The sequence below is a fragment of the Cobetia sp. L2A1 genome (assembly GCF_009796845.1).
Classification (GTDB): domain Bacteria; phylum Pseudomonadota; class Gammaproteobacteria; order Pseudomonadales; family Halomonadaceae; genus Cobetia.
The window spans coordinates 3,837,326-3,857,464 of the sequence record NZ_CP047025.1 but is presented as its reverse complement, the minus strand read 5'-3'; the positions used below and the strand labels follow the sequence as shown (position 1 = coordinate 3,857,464).

Below are 20,139 nucleotides of genomic sequence, written 5' to 3'. Positions count from 1 at the left end.
AAAGCCCGTGATCGGTGATCACGGGCTTTTCGATGATGATGGCTCACGTCTGAAAGTGGTTAAACTGTCAGGTCATCAGCCTTCACGTAACGCGGTTCAAAAGTACGGCCATCCAGACGCTTGTTGTCCGGATCATTCTGAATCAGTACCTTCAGAGTCTCGCTGGCACGGTCACGGAGACCGAGGCCCAGATAGCCTTCTACCATCACGGCCAGCGCATCGCGGGTAGCAGGAGTGTTAGGGTAGTGCTCTAACACCCACTCGCCACGTTTGACGGCTGCCAGATAGGCCTGCTTGCGCAGGTAGAAATCAGCAGTCTGAAGCTCGCCTCGCGCCAGCACGTTGCGCAGATAGATGATGCGCTGACGTGAATCTGCCGCGTAGGTACTGTTGGGGAAGCGACGCACCAGTTCACCGAAGTCGACATAGGCATCACGCGTGGCGCCGAGATCACGTTTGGAAATATCGATCATCTCGAGGGATTCCAAACTGAACCGGCCTGCGCTGTAAGCTGCCAGTCCACGCATGTAATAGGCGTAGTCGGCTTGCGGGTGATCGGGGTGCAGGCGAATGAAGCGGCTGGCCGCGGCGCGTGCCGCTTCCCAGTTGTCGACCTGATAATAGGCGTAGATCAGTTCCAGCTGCGACTGTTCGGCATAGCTGCCGAACGGGAAGCGGGTATCCAGGGCTTCGAGTTGCTGAACGGCTGAATTGAAGCGACTGGTATCCAGGGAAACCTGAGCCTGACGATACAGCTCCTGTTCCTGGAGATCCGGTGCCGGCTCGGAGGTCGCGCAGCCAGCCAGCAAAGTGCTGGCCAGGGCGAGGGCAGTCAAGGGAAGGGCGCGCATCGGTTTCCTCATCTCGGGCAATCCATGGCGGGCATGCTAGAATCCGCCGATCCGCACTTACTATAAAGCAAAGGCCCTTTCCTGCGAAACGGCCTCAGAGAGCAATATGGCAGACACCATTAACCGCGAAGAGCGGATTCCGGAAACGATGATTGGCATGCGCTTCGATCAAGCCTGTGCCGAGATCTTCTCCGACTACTCCCGTGAGCGCCTCAAACACTGGATAAAGACCGGTGTGTTGACCCTCGACGGCGCTGCCGTAAAGCCTCGCGAGAAGGTATATGGCGGTGAACGCCTGTCCCTGAACGCCGAGCTTGAGGAAGAAGTCAGTCACGGTCCTGAGGATATCGAGTTCGAGATCGTCTTCGAAGATGATGATGTATTGGTCATCAACAAGGATCACGGCATGGTCGTGCATCCCGGAGCTGGTAATCATGATGGCACCTTGCTGAACGCCATCTTGCACCACTGCCCGGGCAATTCCATGCTGCCGCGAGCCGGTATCGTGCATCGTCTCGACAAGGACACCAGTGGGTTGATGGTGGTCGCCAAGTCGCTGACGGCACAGACTGAGCTGGCCGAGCAGTTGCAGGCACGTACCGTGTCGCGTGAATACGATGCAGTCGTGACCGGTGTGATGACGGCTGGCGGTACCGTGGATGCCCCGATCGGTCGCCATCCCAAGGATCGCAAGCGTCAGGCGGTCACGCACAGTGGCAAGCTGGCGATCACGCACTATCGCGTGGTTGAGCGTTTCCGTGGTCATACCCATGTCCGCTGCAAGCTGGAGACGGGGCGTACGCATCAGATTCGCGTCCATATGGCACATCAGCGTTATCCGCTGGTCGGTGATCCGGTCTACGGTGGCCGTTTCAAGTTGCCGCCGGGTGCCAGTGATCCACTGAAGGAGCTGCTGCGTCAGTTCCCGCGTCAGGCGCTGCATGCACGTCGTCTTGCCTTCATTCACCCGATCACCGGCAAGGAAGTGGAATTCCGTGCCGAGATGCCGGGCGACATGCTGGTATTGATCGATTATCTCAAGGAAGACATCGCCCGCTGAGTGACTGCTGGCACCGTGTCGGTCGAGCAAGAATGGCGATCGGCCTGCGCTGGCGCCAAGGAGATGACATGCACGACAGCCAGCGCCCGACCCTGATTCTACCGGATTGGCCCGCACCCAGCCCGGTGCAGGCCTTTGTCACCACGCGCGAAAGTGGCCCCAGTCAGGGGCCGTTTGCCGGTTTCAATTCTGCACTGCATGTCGGTGATGACCCGACGATGGTGGCGCGGGTACGAGAGTTACTGGCAGCAGAAGTCGATGATGATCGCCCGTTGGCCTGGCTGGATCAGGTGCATGGCACTCAGGTCGTGGATGCCTTTGAGGTCTGTCATGGCGGTGAGGCTGCGGCTACTGTCGCATCACCGCGTGCAGATGCCTGTGTCAGTACCGGCACGGGCCAAGCCTGTGTCGTGATGACGGCAGATTGCTTGCCGGTGTTGTTCTGCGATCGTCAGGGTACGCGCGTCGGCGTGGCACATGCTGGCTGGCGTGGATTGGTAGAGGGTGTGCTTGAGGCCACGGTCGCGCGTCTCGGGGAAGACCCCGGCGAGCTGATGGCCTGGCTGGGGCCGGCGATTTCCAATGCACAGTTCGAGGTGGGCCCTGAGGTCCGCGAAGCTTTCGTGGCCGATCAGGCTGAGGCAGAAGATGCCTTTGAATCCAGCCCCTACCGGTTAGGTCACTACATGTGTGACCTCTACAAGCTGGCACGCTTGCGGCTCGAGCGCGCCGGCGTTGGCCATATCAGTGGCGGACATTTCTGTACTGCCTCGGAACCGCGTTTCTATTCCCATCGTCGTGATGATGGTGTGACGGGACGTTTGGCCACGGTGATCTGGCTGCGCTGAACAGCATCGCTCAAAAAAAACGCCCCGCCCGCCTGAATTTTTTCAGGCGGGCGGGGCGTTTTTTTTGAGTAACTTTTGGCAGAAAGGCTCGCCAGGACTGTTCAAGAGAAACGCTGAATATCTGATCCAGGTCAGGGAATGTGGCATATATGCTGCGGTGCCGCACACCGCGTAGCCATGCTCCCTTGAAAGCCGCAAGTCAGCCCCCATCTTGAGGGTCAGATACGAATTGTTACAGGCGAAGCTCCTGAGAAAAGGAGTACCGCAATGACTCTCAGGAGAAGCACCATGCGTATGGACAAGTTGACCAGCAAGCTGCAAAACGCACTGTCCGATGCCCAGTCCCTTGCGGTGGGTCGTGGCCATAACGAGATTCATCCTCAGCATCTGTTGCTGGCATTGCTGGAGGACCGTGACGGAGGTCTCAAGGCGCTAGTCAACAAGTCGGGCGGTGATGCCACCAGCTTGATGAGCGGTCTGCGGCGTCAGCTGGATGACCTGCCTACCGTCTCGCAATTCGACGGTAATGTCGCGCCTTCTCAAGCGCTCGGCAAACTGCTCAATCTGGCAGACCGCGAAGCCCAGAAACGCGGTGACCAGTTCATTGCCTCTGAGCTCGCGTTGCTGGCAGCGCTGGAGTTGGGCGGGGATCTTGGCAAGCTGTTCACCTCTTCGGGTGTCAAGAAGCCAGCACTGGCAGCAGCGATTGATGCCTTGCGTGGTGGTGAGGCCGTGGGAGATGCAGACGCGGAAAACAATCGCGAAGCGCTCAACAAGTACACCATGGATCTGACCGAGCGTGCGCGGGAAGGCAAGCTCGACCCCGTCATCGGGCGTGACGAGGAAATTCGACGCACGATTCAGGTACTACAACGTCGTACCAAGAATAATCCGGTACTGATCGGCGAGCCAGGTGTCGGCAAGACGGCCATCGTCGAAGGGCTGGCCAGTCGTATCGTCAATGGTGAAGTGCCGGAAGGCCTCAAGAACAAGCGTGTGCTGTCACTGGATATGGGCTCGCTCTTGGCGGGTGCCAAATTCCGCGGTGAGTTTGAGGAGCGCCTCAAGTCGGTGCTCAAGGAGCTGTCGCAGGAGGAAGGCCAGGTCATCCTGTTCATCGATGAGCTGCATACCATGGTCGGCGCGGGCAAGGCGGAAGGCGCGATGGATGCCGGCAACATGCTCAAGCCCGCCCTGGCGCGCGGTGAGTTGCACTGTGTCGGCGCCACCACGTTGAATGAGTATCGCCAGTACATCGAGAAAGACGCCGCGCTGGAGCGCCGCTTCCAGAAGGTGCAGGTCGATCAGCCCAGTGAAGAAGACACCGTTGCCATTCTGCGCGGCTTGAAAGAGCGCTATGAAGTGCATCACGGTGTCGATATCACCGATAGCGCCATCATCGCTGCAGCGAGGCTGTCCTCGCGCTACATCACCGATCGTCAGCTACCCGATAAAGCGATTGATCTTATCGATGAGGCAGCGTCACGCATTCGAATGGAGCTGGACTCCAAGCCGGAAGAGATGGACCGCCTCGATCGTCGTTTGATTCAGTTCAAGATGGAGCGCGAGGCGCTCAAGAAAGAAACTGACGAAGCGACCCGCAAGCGTCTTGAAACGCTGGAAGGTCAGATTGAAGAGCTCGAACGGGAATACGCGGATCTTGACGAGGTCTGGAAGGCCGAGAAAGCCAGCATTCAGGGTGCGGCCCAGTTCAAGGCTGAGCTTGAGCAAGCGCGTATTGACCTCGAGCAGGCACGGCGGGCAGGTGATCTCAGCCGCATGTCCGAGTTGCAATATGGCGTTATTCCTGGCCTCGAGAAGCAGATCAAGGAGGCCGGTGAGAATGAGGCGGACACCTCGAATCATGTACTGCTGCGCTCCAATGTCACCGAAGAAGAGATCGCCGAGGTCGTGTCACGTTGGACAGGCATCCCTGTTTCCAAGATGCTCGAGGGCGAGCGCGACAAGCTGCTGCGCATGGAAGAGGCGCTGCACGAGAAGGTGATCGGCCAGGATGAAGCGGTGATCGCGGTGGCCAATGCAGTACGTCGTTCACGTGCTGGGCTATCGGATCCGAATCGTCCCAATGGCTCCTTCCTGTTCCTCGGCCCGACCGGGGTCGGCAAGACGGAGCTCTGCAAGTCGCTGGCCAACTTCCTGTTCGATACCGAAGAGGCCATGGTGCGCATCGATATGTCAGAGTTCATGGAAAAGCATTCCGTGGCACGCTTGATCGGTGCACCTCCCGGCTATGTCGGCTATGAAGAAGGTGGTTATCTGACTGAAGCCGTGCGTCGCAAGCCTTACTCGGTGTTGCTGCTCGACGAGGTCGAGAAGGCGCATCCAGACGTGTTCAACATCCTGCTGCAGGTGCTGGAAGATGGCCGCCTGACGGACGGTCAGGGCCGTACCGTCGACTTCCGTAACACCGTGATCGTGATGACCTCGAATCTGGGGTCAGAGATGATCCAGCGCATGAGTGGCCTCAATGGCGCTGTGCAAGGCGAAACAGAAAGCGAAGCTGCTGATAAAGCCGCCTTCCAGTATGACGACATGAAAGCCGCGGTAATGGAGGTGGTCGGTAACCATTTCCGTCCCGAGCTGATCAACCGTATCGACGAGGTGGTGGTGTTCCATGCGCTCGGACAGGCCCAGATCGCCTCGATTGCAGGTATTCAGCTTGAGCGACTGAAAGCCCGATTGGCCGAACGTGAACTTGGCTTTGAGATCACCGATGCCGCGATGACGCTGCTGGCCAAGGCAGGTTTTGACCCCGTCTATGGGGCGCGTCCGCTCAAGCGCGCGATCCAGAGTCGTATCGAGAACCCGTTGGCACATTCACTGCTGGCCGGTGATTTTGTGCCGGGTGATGTGATCCACGTCGATGTATCAGAAGGTGAGTTGACTTTCACGCGCTAGGATCTGCGTGAGATATCTCTCATGCAGGGGGCTGACGTAGGTCTCTCGCGTTGGGACGCTGAAAGAGTGCAGTGAAAGAGTGCAGTAATCGACGCCTCGTGACGGGCTGGCAGCAATGTCCAGCAGGCCGCGGGGCGTTGTCGTTTCCGTACTTCGAGCGCAAACCGATAATCAGGTATGTATCAGGATGAAATAGGCGCCGCAGAAAATTGCGAATTAATGGCAAATCAAGATGCTTTGCGCATGTATGTGGCGACATTCTGCATCTTTGGCGCGGCTTTTGGCGCAAGCGACGCAAACTGGCGTAAGGTGCAGTTGACAGTCCCCTGTGGCTGTTGGACTCTTGACCATTCCTGATTGCGGGCGCGGCCTTTCGAGCGACCCTCGAAGTACCGCGTTGAGGGCAGACGCTGAGTCTCTGCCCGCCTGTCGAAGGATATGCCGATCCGGGTACGCCAACCGTACCGATCGGCCATCAGCCCCGACCGCATCCAACCGATGTGACAAGAGTGCAGGCCCTAACCGGGCCTCAGACGCCAGGGTTTGGCATCAGGTGCCGTGACAACACGGCAGCGACATTCAGGTCGCACTCGATCCGGCTTGCGTATTGCCGCCGGACGCACTCGAGACCTCCAGGGGAGAATAATCAAGTGGAATTGCTTTCTGGCGCTGACATGATCGCCCGTGCCCTACACGATGAGGGCGTGGAATATATTTACGGCTATCCCGGGGGAGCGGCGCTGCATATCTATGACGCCCTGTTCCGTCAGGACAAGGTTCAGCACATCCTGGTCCGTCATGAGCAGGCTGCTACCCATGCGGCTGATGGCTACGCACGTGCCTCCGGCAAGCCTGGCGTGGTACTGGTGACCTCTGGTCCCGGTGCGACCAATGCCGTGACCGGTATCGCAACGGCCTATATGGATTCGATTCCGATGGTGGTGCTGTGCGGACAGGTCGCCAGCCATCTGATCGGTGAGGATGCCTTCCAGGAAACTGATATCGTCGGTGTGACTCGCCCCATCGTGAAGCACAGCTTCTCGATCAGACATCCGAGCGAAATTCCGGGCGTCATTAAGAAGGCCTTCTATCTGGCTGCCAGTGGCCGCCCTGGCCCGGTCGTGATCGATATACCTAAGGACATGACGGCGCCGACCGAGCGCTATGAGTACAGCTACCCGAAAAAGGTACGCATGCGCTCCTATAGTCCGGTGACTCGTGGTCATAGTGGTCAGATCAAGAAAGCGGTTGAGCTGATGCTCAAGGCGCGTCGCCCGCTGTTCTTCACGGGCGGTGGCGTTGTCTCCGGGCGTGCCTGTGAGGCGTTGACTGATCTGGTCCGTCGTCTCGGCTTCCCGATCACCACCTCGTTGATGGGCATCGGTGCCTATCCGCAGGGTGATCGTCAGTGTCTGGGTTGGCCTGGCATGCACGGCTCCTACGAGTCGAACAATGCCATGCACCATACGGATCTGATCATCTGTATCGGCGCACGTTTTGATGACCGCGTGACCAACAACACCTCGAAGTTCTGCCCGACCGCCAAGATCATTCACGTCGACATCGACCCAAGCTCGGTCTCCAAGACTGTGCGCGCTGATGTGCCGATCGTCGGTCCGGCGGATGCCGTGATCAACGAAATGATCAGTCTCGTGCAAGGGCGTGAACTGGCTAACCCCGAGGCGCTGGAAGCCTGGTGGACCCAGATCGACGGCTGGCGTGCCGAGCGTGTCGGCAAGCTCTATGAGCCTTCTGCTCCAGGCGAGCCGCTCAAGCCGCAGCAGGTAGTCGAGGCGGTACATCGTATTACGCGCGGAGAGGCCTTTGTGGCCACTGACGTCGGCCAGCACCAGATGTTTGCCGCTCAGTACTACAAGTTCGAGCGCCCCAATCGGTGGATCACCTCTGGCGGACTCGGCACCATGGGCTTCGGCTTCCCGGCGGCCATGGGCATCAAGATGTCCTATCCGGATGACGACGTGGTGCTGTTCACTGGAGAGGGTAGCTTCCAGATGATGATGCAGGAGTTCTCGACCTGTAAGCAGTATGGAGTCGGGGTCAAGATCATCAATCTCAACAACCAGTCGCTGGGTATGGTGCGTCAGTGGCAGGACTTGAATTACAAGTCCCGCCACTCGCATTCCTATATGCAGTCGTTGCCGGACTTTGTTCAGCTGGCGGGCGCCTATGGCTTCCGTGCCATCAAGGTGCACACAGTGGAAGAGCTGGAGCCGGCGCTGGAAGAGGCCTTCCGTAACAAGGACGAGCTGGTGTTCCTCGATATCTATGTCGACCCGCGCGAACACGTCTATCCGATGCAGGTGCCCCTCGGCTCCATGCGTGACATGCTGCTTACGAAGACGGAGCGGACCTGATGCGACATATCATCTCCATTCTGCTGGAAAACGAACCGGGCGCGCTGTCGCGGGTCGTCGGGCTGTTTTCACAGCGTAACTTCAATATCGAAACCCTCAATGTGGCGCCGACAGAGGACGCGACGCTGTCACGTCTGACGGTGACTACGGTGGGTGAAGATAAGGTCATCGAGCAGATCACCAAACACCTCAACAAGCTGATCGATGTGGTCAAGCTGGTGGATCTGACCGAGGGCAGCCACATTGAGCGCGAGCTGATGCTAGTCAAGGTCAAGGCGCTGGGTGCCCAGCGTGACGAGATCAAGCGCACGGCGGATATCTTCCGTGCTCAGATCGTCGACATCACGCCAAGCCTCTATACCATTCAGATCACTGGTGACACCGGCAAGCTGGATGCCTTCCTGGCAGCCATGCAGCCGGTTGGCGTACTGGAAGTCGCGCGTACGGGTGTTTCTGGCATTGCACGTGGTGAGAAGGTGCTGAGCCTTTAAGGACAGTCTCTTCAGTGATGATGTTGTCGCGTGTGTGATGGACCACACACTAGAACGGCGCCCTTCAGGGCGCCGTTTTTCGTTGTAGCATTCTCTATTTGAGGGCTGTCTATCAAAGTGACTTGCGAGATGACTTACTTGATAGGGCGCTGTGGGGAGGTGGGCAGCTGCTCCCACAGCGCGCGCACCAACGGATGGCGTAGCCTTTTCTCCTGTACGCACAAGCCTACCTTGTAAGGCGTCAGTGGCGGGTCGACGTCGAGAATCCGTACTTGATCCGCCAAGGGTGAGTTATCGAGGACGATCTGCGGTACCACGCCAATCCCAAAGCCCAGCCCGACCATACTGACGATGGCCTCGTTACCTGCGACCTGAGCATACAGACGTGGCTTGATGCCTCGCGCATGGCACCAGGCGTCGAAACGTTCGCGCGCGAGTCCCGTCTCCGACAGAATCATCGGCACGCGTGCCCAATCGATGCTCGTCTCGTCTGCACCTGTCTCATCGATGCCTTCAAGCTGTTGGCCGGGGCCATCACGGCGCGGTGCGATAAAGCGTAGCGGTGACTCGGCAAAGTCAGTGAAGGCAAGGCGGGCTGGCAGTACATCGGGGCGAGCGGCAATCGCGAGATCCTCATGGCCCATCAATACACGCTCCAGCGCCACTGCCGGGTCACCTGTGTGCAGTTTCAATTCCACATGTGGATGACGAGCGCGAAAGGCGGCGAGAATGTCGTACAAGAAACTATAGCTGGCGGTCACCGAGCAATAGAGAGATAGCTCTCCGCGTAGCTCGTTACTGTCCTCCAGTAGTGACTGACGTATGTCATCCCACTGATTCAGCAGTTCGCGAGCATGACGGCGAAAGCGTTCGCCAGCGGGTGTCAGGGCGACGCTGCGGTTGTCACGCTCGAACAGCGTAACGCCTAGGTCTTCCTCCATGGCGCGAATCGCGCGCGACAGTGCGGAGGCGCTCAGGTGACAGGCAGTGCTGGCCCGCCCGAAGTGCAGCGTCTCGGCGAGTGTCAGGAATTGCTTGAGTTGACGATTATCCATGCCGGAGGTCCGCTATCTGTGAATGCTGGGATGAGCTATTTTGCTGCATGCTTATCATTGCAGTAATCGGGATGTAGTGGTGCAAATATAGCATTTTACGCAATGAAGGGCGGCGGGTAAGGTGGTGTTATCGCCGCGCAAGAGAAGGACGGCAGACCTTGATCAAAAGCGTAGAAAAGGTTTTGATCTCCAGGGTGCACGACCTTCCAGGACGCAGAGCGGCCCAGAATAGTTGGCCGTCGGCGCTGGACACTGCTGAACGTCTCTCCCGGTAGGGAAGAGGCGGCAAGAACAACAGACACGCTATTTCATGATCTCATGCCATCCATTTGCATGGATGTGCCGCCAGGAGCAATGACGATGAAACTTTATTACGACAAGGACTGCGACCTCTCCCTCATTCAGGGTAAAAAGGTGGTCATCCTCGGTTACGGTTCACAGGGCCACGCCCATGCGAACAACCTGAAGGAATCCGGTGTCGACGTCACTGTTGCTCTGCGTCGTAGCTCCTCCAGCTGGTCCAAGGCTGAAGCTGCTGGCTTGAAAGTCTCCGAAGTTGAAGAAGCCGTCAAGACTGCAGATATTGTCATGATTCTGGCGCCTGATGAAAACCAGAAAGCCATTTACGAAAATCAGGTGGAACCGAATCTCAAGCAGGGCGCCACGCTGGCCTTCGCTCATGGCTTCAACATCCACTACAACCAGGTGATCCCGCGTGCCGATCTCGATGTCATCATGATCGCACCGAAGGCTCCGGGTCACACCGTGCGTTCCGAGTTCGTCAAGGGTGGCGGTATTCCTGATCTGATCGCTATTCACCAGGATGCGTCTGGTCAAGCCAAGGACATTGCACTGTCTTATGCAGCCGGTGTCGGTGGTGGACGTACCGGTATCATCGAGACGACTTTCAAGGACGAAACCGAAACGGACCTGTTCGGTGAGCAGGCAGTTCTGTGTGGTGGTGCAGTCGAGCTAGTCAAGATGGGCTTCGAGACTCTGACGGAAGCTGGCTATGCACCGGAAATGGCTTACTTCGAGTGTCTCCATGAGCTCAAGCTGATCGTCGACCTGATGTATGAAGGCGGCATCGCCAACATGAACTACTCCATCTCCAACAATGCGGAATATGGGGAGTACGTGACCGGTACGGAAATCATCAATGAGCAGTCCCGTGTGGCCATGCGCAATGCACTCAAGCGCATCCAGAACGGTGAATATGCCAAGATGTTCATCCAAGAAGGCAATACCAACTATCCGTCGATGACAGCACGTCGTCGTCAGAACGCAGAGCACCCGATCGAACAGACCGGTGAAAAGCTGCGCGGCATGATGCCGTGGATCACTGCCAACCAGCTGGTTGACAAGTCACGCAACTGATCGGATTCGTTCGATAGTCGTGTTGGTATCAGCAGGGCGCTCTCCATAAGGAGGGCGCCCTGCTTGCGTTAGGCTTGCTCAAGATGCACTGAGGTAGCGTCCAGAGATGACAGTTAGTGATGAGGACGCTAGGGTGTCAGCACTATCCGCGGTCACCGGCAGGTGTAGAATGTGGTTACCCTGCCACGACGAGGCAAGACGCAAGGAATCCCATGACAGACGACAAGCGAAATTCCGGCGCTGAAGACGCCCCTCAAACACCCCCGCGCCGCAGCTCGGTGTTGGATAAAGTGGTGGAAGAATTCACGGACGACAGCGAAGTGGTTGAAGAGACGGTCGAGGATGGCAAGCCTGTCCGTCGGCGTGGCATCTATCTGTTGCCCAACCTGTTTACTACCTCGGCGCTGTTCTCCGGTTTCTTTGCGGTGGTCTGTGCGCTGAATGGAGAGTTTGCCAACGCCTCCATCGCCATCTTTGTCTCGATGGTACTTGATGGTCTGGATGGTCGCGTTGCGCGATTGACCAATACCCAGAGCGCCTTTGGCGCGGAATACGATAGCCTGGCAGACATGCTGTCCTTCGGCGTGGCGCCAGCATTGGTTACCTTCAGCTGGATATTGCAAGACGTGGGCAAGATTGGCTGGATTGCTGCCTTTGTCTATGTCGCAGGTGCTGCTTTACGTTTGGCACGCTTCAATGTGCAGATAGGGTCTACTGACAAGAAATGGTTCATCGGTCTGCCGAGCCCAGCAGCAGCAGCATTGGTCGCAGGGTGTGTCTGGACGATGCATAACTTCGATGCCGAGACCTTCGCCTTCAAGTCGCTGATGGTCTTTGTGGTGGCGGCCGCTGGTATCCTGATGGTCTCGAACATTCGCTACTACAGTTTCAAAGAAATCGACCTCAAGGGGCCGGTACCCTTCGTGGCACTGCTCGCCATTGTGCTGGCCTTCGTGGTCATCTCGCTGGAGCCTTCCGTGATGCTGCTCGGACTCTTCGCGCTTTATGTGGCCAGTGGTCCAGTCATGGCGCTAGGACGTAAGTTGCGCAGCAGCAAGGCGTAAGACTGTTAGTGGATGTCGTTATACAGTCCCGGCAAACGACCCCGTCATTCATTGGCGGGGTCGCTTCGTTTCCAGACCGCGGTCAGGCCTTCAGGGGGATGATGTAGAGGTAGGGAAGGGGCAGGGGAAGAGAAGAAGTGGGGTGAAGGAGCATGAGGGTGCTGAGCTATATCGTTCAAATCCTTGGGTGATGCTGGCAGCTGGTACTCTTGTCTCATCTACCGTCAAGAGTGTGCTGAAAGCCAGTATCAGCGCTTTCTGACATTGTGATGACATTCCTTTCAAAAAGCCCTTGCGCTGAACCAGTTCGGTGCGTAAAGTACGCATCCGCTGCCGGTGACGCAGGGCGTTACCAGCGGTGAAAGAGGTGTGCAGGTGATTGTTTCGATTGATGTTTTTCAAATCTCTCCGAAACACTCCACTTGACAATCCCGGCAGATTCGCTAGAATACGCCGCACACCTTACGGAACACGTGAACGGGCATCGCCCCTCACTACTTGATGATGCTTAGAGGCAGTCGACTGACTCATCACCAAGTGCTTGACTTCTCAAGCGTTCCTGGTAGAATATGCCTCCTCGCTTAACAGCGACGCTCTTTAAAAATTTGATCAGGTAATTCGTGTGAGCGCTTGCCGATGAGTGGTGACAAGGTCACCAAATATCGGAGCAAGCCTCTCACGAGAAGTTTGACTCTGAACCAAGTTTGGTCTGCTTAACAGACTATCAAGCTTATCAACTGAAGAGTTTGATCATGGCTCAGATTGAACGCTGGCGGCAGGCTTAACACATGCAAGTCGAGCGGAAACGATTCTAGCTTGCTAGAAGGCGTCGAGCGGCGGACGGGTGAGTAATGCATGGGAATCTGCCCGATAGTGGGGGACAACCTGGGGAAACTCAGGCTAATACCGCATACGTCCTACGGGAGAAAGCAGGGGATCTTCGGACCTTGCGCTATCGGATGAGCCCATGTCGGATTAGCTAGTTGGTGAGGTAATGGCTCACCAAGGCGACGATCCGTAGCTGGTCTGAGAGGATGATCAGCCACACTGGGACTGAGACACGGCCCAGACTCCTACGGGAGGCAGCAGTGGGGAATATTGGACAATGGGCGAAAGCCTGATCCAGCCATGCCGCGTGTGTGAAGAAGGCCTTCGGGTTGTAAAGCACTTTCAGCGAGGAAGAAAGCCTTTGGACTAATACTCTAGAGGAAGGACATCACTCGCAGAAGAAGCACCGGCTAACTCCGTGCCAGCAGCCGCGGTAATACGGAGGGTGCAAGCGTTAATCGGAATTACTGGGCGTAAAGCGCGCGTAGGTGGCTAAGTCAGCCAGGTGTGAAAGCCCCGGGCTCAACCTGGGAACGGCATCTGGAACTGCTTGGCTAGAGTACAGTAGAGGAAGGTAGAATTCCCGGTGTAGCGGTGAAATGCGTAGAGATCGGGAGGAATACCAGTGGCGAAGGCGGCCTTCTGGACTGATACTGACACTGAGGTGCGAAAGCGTGGGTAGCAAACAGGATTAGATACCCTGGTAGTCCACGCCGTAAACGATGTCAACTAGCCGTTGGGTCCCTTGAGGACTTAGTGGCGCAGCTAACGCAATAAGTTGACCGCCTGGGGAGTACGGCCGCAAGGTTAAAACTCAAATGAATTGACGGGGGCCCGCACAAGCGGTGGAGCATGTGGTTTAATTCGATGCAACGCGAAGAACCTTACCTACCCTTGACATCCAGAGGACTTTCCAGAGATGGATTGGTGCCTTCGGGAACTCTGAGACAGGTGCTGCATGGCTGTCGTCAGCTCGTGTTGTGAAATGTTGGGTTAAGTCCCGTAACGAGCGCAACCCCTATCCTTATTTGCCAGCGAGTAATGTCGGGAACTCTAAGGAGACTGCCGGTGACAAACCGGAGGAAGGTGGGGACGACGTCAAGTCATCATGGCCCTTACGGGTAGGGCTACACACGTGCTACAATGGCAAGTACAAAGGGTTGCAATACGGCGACGTGGAGCCAATCCCATAAAGCTTGCCTCAGTCCGGATTGGAGTCTGCAACTCGACTCCATGAAGTCGGAATCGCTAGTAATCGTGGATCAGAATGCCACGGTGAATACGTTCCCGGGCCTTGTACACACCGCCCGTCACACCATGGGAGTGGACTGCACCAGAAGTGGTTAGCCTAACCTTCGGGAGGGCGATCACCACGGTGTGGTTCATGACTGGGGTGAAGTCGTAACAAGGTAGCCGTAGGGGAACCTGCGGCTGGATCACCTCCTTATCGACACTGTTTATCGCTCGCGGCAAGTGCTCACAACGAATTACCTGATCTTATTGCTGGCTTAGCCGGCAGTGGCAAGCGCGCTCCTACGAGTGCGCTTCTCACTGTTCACTGAACAGCCGCTCTTTAACAATGTGAATCATGCTGACGATGGATATGTGCGCCAAGCATATGTCCATCAAACGATATGTCGGAGTTGTCCGACAATTCGTAATCCTTGACAGACCCCTTGGGGTTATATGGTCAAGCGATTAAGCGCATACGGTGGATGCCTTGGCAGCCAGAGGCGATGAAGGACGTGATAGCCTGCGATAAGCGTTGGCGAGGTGGCAAATACCCTGCGACCCAACGATTTCCGAATGGGGAAACCCACTCACCATCAGGTGAGTATCTATAGGCCAATACATAACCTATAGAGGCAAACCCGGGGAACTGAAACATCTAAGTACCCGGAGGAAAAGAAATCAACCGAGATTCCCCAAGTAGCGGCGAGCGAACGGGGACCAGCCCTTAAGCGATACAACTGACAGACGAACAGGCTGGGAAGCCTGACGATACAGGGTGATAGTCCCGTAGTCGAAGTCTGAGTATCGTGAAATCGAGTAGGTCGGGGCACGAGAAACCTTGACTGAACATGGGGGGACCATCCTCCAAGGCTAAATACTCCTGGCTGACCGATAGTGAACCAGTACCGTGAGGGAAAGGCGAAAAGAACCCCGGCGAGGGGAGTGAAATAGATCCTGAAACCGTATGCGTACAAGCAGTGGGAGCAGACTTGTTCTGTGACCGCGTACCTTTTGTATAATGGGTCAGCGACTTATATTCTGTGGCGAGCTTAACCGATTAGGGGAGGCGTAGCGAAAGCGAGTCTTAACTGGGCGACCAGTCGCAGGGTATAGACCCGAAACCGGGCGATCTATCCATGGCCAGGGTGAAGATTGAGTAACATCAATTGGAGGCCCGAACCCAAGTATGTTGAAAAATGCTGGGATGAGCTGTGGATCGGAGTGAAAGGCTAATCAAGCCCGGAGATAGCTGGTTCTCCTCGAAAGCTATTTAGGTAGCGCCTCACATATCATCATCGGGGGTAGAGCACTGTTTCGGCTAGGGGGTCATCCCGACTTACCAACCCGACGCAAACTCCGAATACCGATGAATGCAGTGTGGGAGACACACAGCGGGTGCTAACGTCCGTTGTGAAAAGGGAAACAACCCAGACCGTCAGCTAAGGTCCCAAAATCCTGATTAAGTGGGAAACGATGTGGGAAGGCTCAGACAGCTAGGAGGTTGGCTTAGAAGCAGCCATCCTTTAAAGAAAGCGTAATAGCTCACTAGTCGAGTCGGCCTGCGCGGAAGATATAACGGGGCTAAATCAGGTACCGAAGCTACGGGTTCATCCTTATGGATGAGCGGTAGAGGAGCGTCGTGTAAGCCAATGAAGGTGGATTGAGAAGTCTGCTGGAGGTATCACGAGTGCGAATGCTGACATGAGTAACGATAAGGGGAGTGAAAAACTCCCCCGCCGGAAGACCAAGGTTTTCTGTTCTACGTTAATCGGAGCAGAGTGAGTCGGCCCCTAAGGCGAGGCGGAAACGCGTAGTCGATGGGAAACGGGTTAATATTCCCGTACCGGATATGGTTGCGATGGGGGGACGAAGAAGGCTAGGTGAGCCAGGCGTTGGTTGTCCTGGTGAAAGCATGTAGGCCGAGGAATCAGGCAAATCCGGTTCCTCTGAGGTCGAGATGCGAGACGAACTGACTACGGTCAGGAAGTTGCCGATGCCACGCTTCCAGGAAAAGCCTCTAAGCTTCAGATCATATGCGACCGTACCCCAAACCGACACAGGTGGTCAGGTAGAGAATACCAAGGCGCTTGAGAGAACTCGGGTGAAGGAACTAGGCAAAATGGCACCGTAACTTCGGGAGAAGGTGCACCGGTTTGAGTGAAGGACTTGCTCCGTAAGCTCTTACCGGTCGAAGATACCAGGTGGCTGCAACTGTTTATTAAAAACACAGCACTCTGCAAACGCGCAAGCGGACGTATAGGGTGTGACGCCTGCCCGGTGCCGGAAGGTTAATTGATGGGGTTAGGATTCGTCCGAAGCTCTTGATCGAAGCCCCGGTAAACGGCGGCCGTAACTATAACGGTCCTAAGGTAGCGAAATTCCTTGTCGGGTAAGTTCCGACCTGCACGAATGGCGTAATGATGGCCACGCTGTCTCCACCCGAGACTCAGTGAAATTGAAATCGCAGTGAAGATGCTGTGTACCCGCGGCTAGACGGAAAGACCCCGTGAACCTTTACTATAGCTTTACACTGGATGCTGATGTTGTCTGTGTAGGATAGCTGGGAGGCTTGGAAACCTGGGCGCTAGCTCAGGTGGAGCCAACCTTGAAATACCAGCCTGACATCATTGGCGTTCTAACTCAGGTCCATTATCTGGATCGAGGACAGTGTATGGTGGGTAGTTTGACTGGGGCGGTCTCCTCCTAAAGAGTAACGGAGGAGCACGAAGGTACCCTCAGCACGGTTGGAAATCGTGCATTGAGTGCAAGAGCATAAGGGTGCTTGACTGCGAGACAGACACGTCGAGCAGGTACGAAAGTAGGTTCTAGTGATCCGGTGGTTCTGTATGGAAGGGCCATCGCTCAACGGATAAAAGGTACTCCGGGGATAACAGGCTGATACCGCCCAAGAGTTCACATCGACGGCGGTGTTTGGCACCTCGATGTCGGCTCATCACATCCTGGGGCTGAAGTCGGTCCCAAGGGTATGGCTGTTCGCCATTTAAAGTGGTACGCGAGCTGGGTTTAGAACGTCGTGAGACAGTTCGGTCCCTATCTGCCGTGGGCGTCGGAAGTTTGAGAAGAGCTGCTCCTAGTACGAGAGGACCGGAGTGGACGAACCTCTGGTGTTCGGGTTGTCACGCCAGTGGCATTGCCCGGTAGCTACGTTCGGACGGGATAACCGCTGAAAGCATCTAAGCGGGAAGCCCCCTTCAAGATGAGACTTCCCTGAGGCCTTGCGCCTCCTGAAGGGCCCTTGAAGACTACAAGGTTGATAGGCTGGGTGTGGAAGCACAGCAATGTGTTGAGCTAACCAGTACTAATTGCCCGTGAGGCTTGACCATATAACACCCAAGGGGTTTGCTTCGGCGAACCGCCGGGATTACGACACACGACAGTGTGCGTCAGACAGCTCCGACATAGCGTTCAGCATGATTCATATTGCGAGTCACGAGGCCCAAAAGCCTTGAGACTCAGGTACCGCAAGGTGCCACCGTTTCGCCTGACGACCATAGCGAGCGTGAACCACCCGATCCCATGCCGAACTCGGAAGTGAAACCGCTTAGCGCCGATGGTAGTGTGGAGTTTCTCCATGTGAGAGTAGGTCATCGTCAGGCACTTATACTGAACCGCCCCTGTAGCCTTGCTACAGGGGCGGTTCTCTATGTGCGCAGAAAAACATACAGAAAATATCTGAAGCAATATCTCTCAAACGCCCCTGTTGCCACCGCGACAGGGGCGTTGTGCATTTATAGAAATTGATGATGCATTTGCAGGAATAGATGAGTGGTTGTGCATAAGTTTCTTTCATCGGGCAATGTAGAGTAACGAATACCCTTGGGTCGATCTGCTGGCGAAACCTACTCGGAAAATTGAGCAGTCTGCGGAGTGTGATGTGTCAGTCCGAGTGATTGAGATGTTCAGGACCTTGACTGTATCGAGCTATTGTCACAACACCATAGGAGTTCCTGAGATAATCGCGTAAAAATATCATAAATATCAGTAGGTTAAATTATCTTCTGTAACTTTCAATCAGAGGGGGCGACTGAAATATGACCCGAGTTTTCAGTGTCCAGCATTCTGCACTGCAAGGTTGCGCAAGTTTTTTTAAATTAGGGTGAACCAATAGCGTATGGCGGTATCTGAGTATGTGAGTTTCGACGTTCCCTTGCTTAGAAACTTGTCTGTGCTATCCCATCAGCAGACTTTTGAGATACGGCGCTCCTGCCTTGCAGTCGAGCAGCCTATCCGCCGGCCACTTCCCCAGTGGCCGGTTTTTTTATGCCTGAAAGCTTCATGTCTCCGACGCTGTCAGACAATGACCTCCTGTCATCATCAGTACTCAGTACTGGTTGACTCCTTTACGCGACGGGTGAAAAGCAGAGCAGTGGATGCTGGCAATGCATAAAAAAGCGGCTAGATGATTGCTCATCCAGCCGCCGGCCTACCCTCTATCAGTCTACGTGTTACTTAATGATTCTGCTCGATACCCTGGATGTACCAGTCGGCACCATCGCGTAGCTCGCGGATGAGGTGCCAGGTTTCATTGAACTCATTCTGCTCACCGTTCTCGTCGAGCACGCCGTGGAACAGAACTGTGGCTTCGGCTTGCTGGCCGACTTCCTGCACACTGCCCAGTTCAGCAAAGAGGCGCATGATCTCGGTGCGGTTGTTGGCTGGCTGCTTGGCACGCTCTTCGCGCAGCAGGTTGTAGAGTGCGGGTGTCACATACTCCTGTATGCGCGGTAAATCATTGTTATCCCAAGCACGCTGCAGGGTCATGAAGTGCTCCTTGGCTCCGCCGAGGAACTGCTCCTTGTTGAACCATGCTGGCTCGCCGGTGGGCTTATCGTCAGTGAGACCTGCACCGATACCACCAGCAGGCGCCAATGATTCGCCGTGTTCATGTTGCTCACGCGACTGCGTATTGCGTGGCTGGTCATCGTGCTGTGAGCGCTGACCTGCTGGCCCGCCACTCGGCATTGTCGCTTTCTTGGACGCTCTGAGGAATTTGAAGGCTACGAAGGCGATTGCCGCGATGATCAGGAAGTCTGTCATGCGTAGACCGTCAAAGGCACCACCGAAAAACAATGAAGCCAGGAGGCCACCAGCAAGCAGCCCTGCCATGGGCCCTGCGAACTTGGATAAACCGCTGGAGGGCTTGGATTTCGTGGTTGTACCGCTGGTCGTCTTGTTGCTGCCGAATAGCGAGCTGGAGGATTTTCCGCTATCGGCAGAACGTGAATAGCTACCAAAACTCTTGCCGCCGCCAAAGCGTTTGGCTTCTGCGTGTTCGACACTTAGCCCGAAGCCGAGTAGGCCGACCATCAGCATAATGAACAGATGGCGCATGTGGTATCTCCTTGAATGCGCTAGCGTGTAAGTGGAAGCCCATTCTAGCCTTGGAACCGCTGAGGGAGGATCAATGGACGACGAAAATTCTCTACATCTGATGGCACGACGTTCGCTGCTGCTGCTGATTGATTTTCAGACACGCCTGATGCCGGTATTGAGTGGGGGAACAGAGGCTATCAACTCAGCGATTTGGCTGGGCGGGATAGCCGAGACGCTGGAAATTCCGGTATGGCTGACCGAACATTGCCCTGATAAATTGGGCGAGGGTGCTCCTCTGACGCACATGCTGAGTCAGAGGAGCCGGTGTTTTACCAAGCGTAGCTTTAGTGCCTTTGAAGCGCCTGATTTCAGGGAGGCACTTGCCGCAAGCGGCTGTGATCAGTTGGTGGTCTGTGGTGCTGAAGCTCATATCTGCGTGATGCAAACAGTGCTGTCGTTATGTGGGGCAGGCTATCGCGTAGCGCTGGTGGCCGATGGGATCGCCAGTCGCCGCCCACACGAGGCAGCGTTGGGAGTGGCGCGCTGCGAGGCGGCAGGCGCCAGTATCGTCAGTGCCGAGATGGTCGCATATGAGTGGCTGGGACGTGCTGATCACGCCATGTTCGACGATATACACCACCGTTACCTCAAACCGCGCGCCAGTGAAATCTTGAACTTCCCAAGTCTGGGTGACTAGTTCTCAA

General features: G+C 56.0%; 11 protein-coding genes and 3 rRNA genes. 11 read left to right on the top strand and 3 right to left on the bottom strand.

The window, feature by feature from the left end; translation table 11 throughout:
- Positions 1–59 precede the first annotated feature (59 nt).
- Positions 60–851 carry an outer membrane protein assembly factor BamD gene (locus GQR90_RS16340; RefSeq protein WP_158775016.1) on the bottom strand — a complete coding sequence of 264 codons (792 nt, stop codon included), beginning with the start codon at positions 849–851 and terminating at the stop codon, positions 60–62.
- 106 nt (positions 852–957) lie between these two features.
- Here GQR90_RS16340 and rluD point away from each other — a divergent pair, with 106 nt between their 5' ends.
- The 5 genes from rluD to ilvN all read left to right on the top strand — a co-directional run bounded on the left by rluD (position 958) and on the right by ilvN (position 8,544).
- Complete coding sequence (gene rluD / locus GQR90_RS16335; protein ID WP_088744178.1) at positions 958–1,911, top strand: 23S rRNA pseudouridine(1911/1915/1917) synthase RluD; 954 nt, start codon at positions 958–960, stop codon at positions 1,909–1,911.
- A gap of 68 nt (positions 1,912–1,979) precedes the next feature.
- Positions 1,980–2,759 (top strand): peptidoglycan editing factor PgeF, encoded by a 780-nt coding sequence (gene pgeF, locus GQR90_RS16330; protein ID WP_158775015.1) that lies wholly within the window; start codon positions 1,980–1,982, stop codon positions 2,757–2,759.
- A gap of 288 nt (positions 2,760–3,047) precedes the next feature.
- Positions 3,048–5,678, top strand: coding sequence for an ATP-dependent chaperone ClpB (gene clpB / locus GQR90_RS16325; RefSeq protein WP_158775014.1), 2,631 nt, complete (start codon positions 3,048–3,050; stop codon positions 5,676–5,678).
- 650 nt (positions 5,679–6,328) lie between these two features.
- Positions 6,329–8,053 (top strand): acetolactate synthase 3 large subunit, encoded by a 1,725-nt coding sequence (locus GQR90_RS16320; protein ID WP_158775013.1) that lies wholly within the window; start codon positions 6,329–6,331, stop codon positions 8,051–8,053.
- Complete coding sequence (ilvN, locus tag GQR90_RS16315) at positions 8,053–8,544, top strand: acetolactate synthase small subunit (protein ID WP_158775012.1); 492 nt, start codon at positions 8,053–8,055, stop codon at positions 8,542–8,544. The genes GQR90_RS16320 and ilvN overlap by 1 nt, the downstream gene beginning before the upstream one ends.
- 134 nt (positions 8,545–8,678) lie before the next feature.
- Here ilvN and ilvY read toward each other — a convergent pair whose 3' ends face one another.
- Positions 8,679–9,599 carry an HTH-type transcriptional activator IlvY gene (gene ilvY / locus GQR90_RS16310; protein WP_158775011.1) on the bottom strand — a complete coding sequence of 307 codons (921 nt, stop codon included), beginning with the start codon at positions 9,597–9,599 and terminating at the stop codon, positions 8,679–8,681.
- A 360-nt stretch (positions 9,600–9,959) separates the two neighbouring features.
- On the opposite strand from ilvY, the gene ilvC reads away from it, so the two are divergent.
- From ilvC to rrf, 5 genes are all read left to right on the top strand, one after another.
- Positions 9,960–10,976, top strand: coding sequence for a ketol-acid reductoisomerase (gene ilvC / locus GQR90_RS16305; RefSeq protein WP_158775010.1), 1,017 nt, complete (start codon positions 9,960–9,962; stop codon positions 10,974–10,976).
- A gap of 212 nt (positions 10,977–11,188) precedes the next feature.
- Positions 11,189–12,040, top strand: a complete 852-nt coding sequence (gene pssA / locus GQR90_RS16300; RefSeq protein WP_158775009.1) for a CDP-diacylglycerol--serine O-phosphatidyltransferase — start codon at positions 11,189–11,191, stop codon at positions 12,038–12,040.
- 734 nt (positions 12,041–12,774) lie between these two features.
- Positions 12,775–14,315, top strand: a 16S ribosomal RNA gene (locus GQR90_RS16295).
- A gap of 241 nt (positions 14,316–14,556) precedes the next feature.
- Positions 14,557–17,445 (top strand): 23S ribosomal RNA (locus tag GQR90_RS16290).
- Between the two features lie 157 nt (positions 17,446–17,602).
- Positions 17,603–17,718: ribosomal RNA gene (rrf, locus tag GQR90_RS16285) — 5S ribosomal RNA — on the top strand.
- The 16S, 23S and 5S rRNA genes sit together here, the layout of an rRNA operon.
- Positions 17,719–18,571: 853 nt before the next feature.
- Here the strand turns inward: rrf and GQR90_RS16280 are convergent.
- Positions 18,572–19,453, bottom strand: a complete 882-nt coding sequence (locus tag GQR90_RS16280; protein WP_158775008.1) for a Tim44 domain-containing protein — start codon at positions 19,451–19,453, stop codon at positions 18,572–18,574.
- A gap of 73 nt (positions 19,454–19,526) precedes the next feature.
- Here GQR90_RS16280 and GQR90_RS16275 point away from each other — a divergent pair, with 73 nt between their 5' ends.
- A complete protein-coding gene (locus GQR90_RS16275; protein ID WP_233266352.1) occupies positions 19,527–20,132 on the top strand; it encodes an isochorismatase family protein in 606 nt (201 codons plus the stop codon).
- The last annotated feature ends 7 nt before the right edge of the window (positions 20,133–20,139 follow it).

What these genes read in the sequence shown, in the direction of transcription:
- GQR90_RS16340 (WP_158775016.1), bottom strand. Translation starts at nt 851, where the DNA reads ATGCGCGCCCTTCCCTTGACTGCCCTCGCCCTGGCCAGCACTTTGCTG.
- pssA (WP_158775009.1), top strand. Translation starts at nt 11,189, where the DNA reads ATGACAGACGACAAGCGAAATTCCGGCGCTGAAGACGCCCCTCAAACA.
- GQR90_RS16280 (WP_158775008.1), bottom strand. Translation starts at nt 19,453, where the DNA reads ATGCGCCATCTGTTCATTATGCTGATGGTCGGCCTACTCGGCTTCGGG.
- pgeF (WP_158775015.1), top strand. Translation starts at nt 1,980, where the DNA reads ATGCACGACAGCCAGCGCCCGACCCTGATTCTACCGGATTGGCCCGCA.
- ilvN (WP_158775012.1), top strand. Translation starts at nt 8,053, where the DNA reads ATGCGACATATCATCTCCATTCTGCTGGAAAACGAACCGGGCGCGCTG.
- GQR90_RS16275 (WP_233266352.1), top strand. Translation starts at nt 19,527, where the DNA reads ATGGACGACGAAAATTCTCTACATCTGATGGCACGACGTTCGCTGCTG.
- ilvY (WP_158775011.1), bottom strand. Translation starts at nt 9,599, where the DNA reads ATGGATAATCGTCAACTCAAGCAATTCCTGACACTCGCCGAGACGCTG.
- clpB (WP_158775014.1), top strand. Translation starts at nt 3,048, where the DNA reads ATGCGTATGGACAAGTTGACCAGCAAGCTGCAAAACGCACTGTCCGAT.
- ilvC (WP_158775010.1), top strand. Translation starts at nt 9,960, where the DNA reads ATGAAACTTTATTACGACAAGGACTGCGACCTCTCCCTCATTCAGGGT.
- rluD (WP_088744178.1), top strand. Translation starts at nt 958, where the DNA reads ATGGCAGACACCATTAACCGCGAAGAGCGGATTCCGGAAACGATGATT.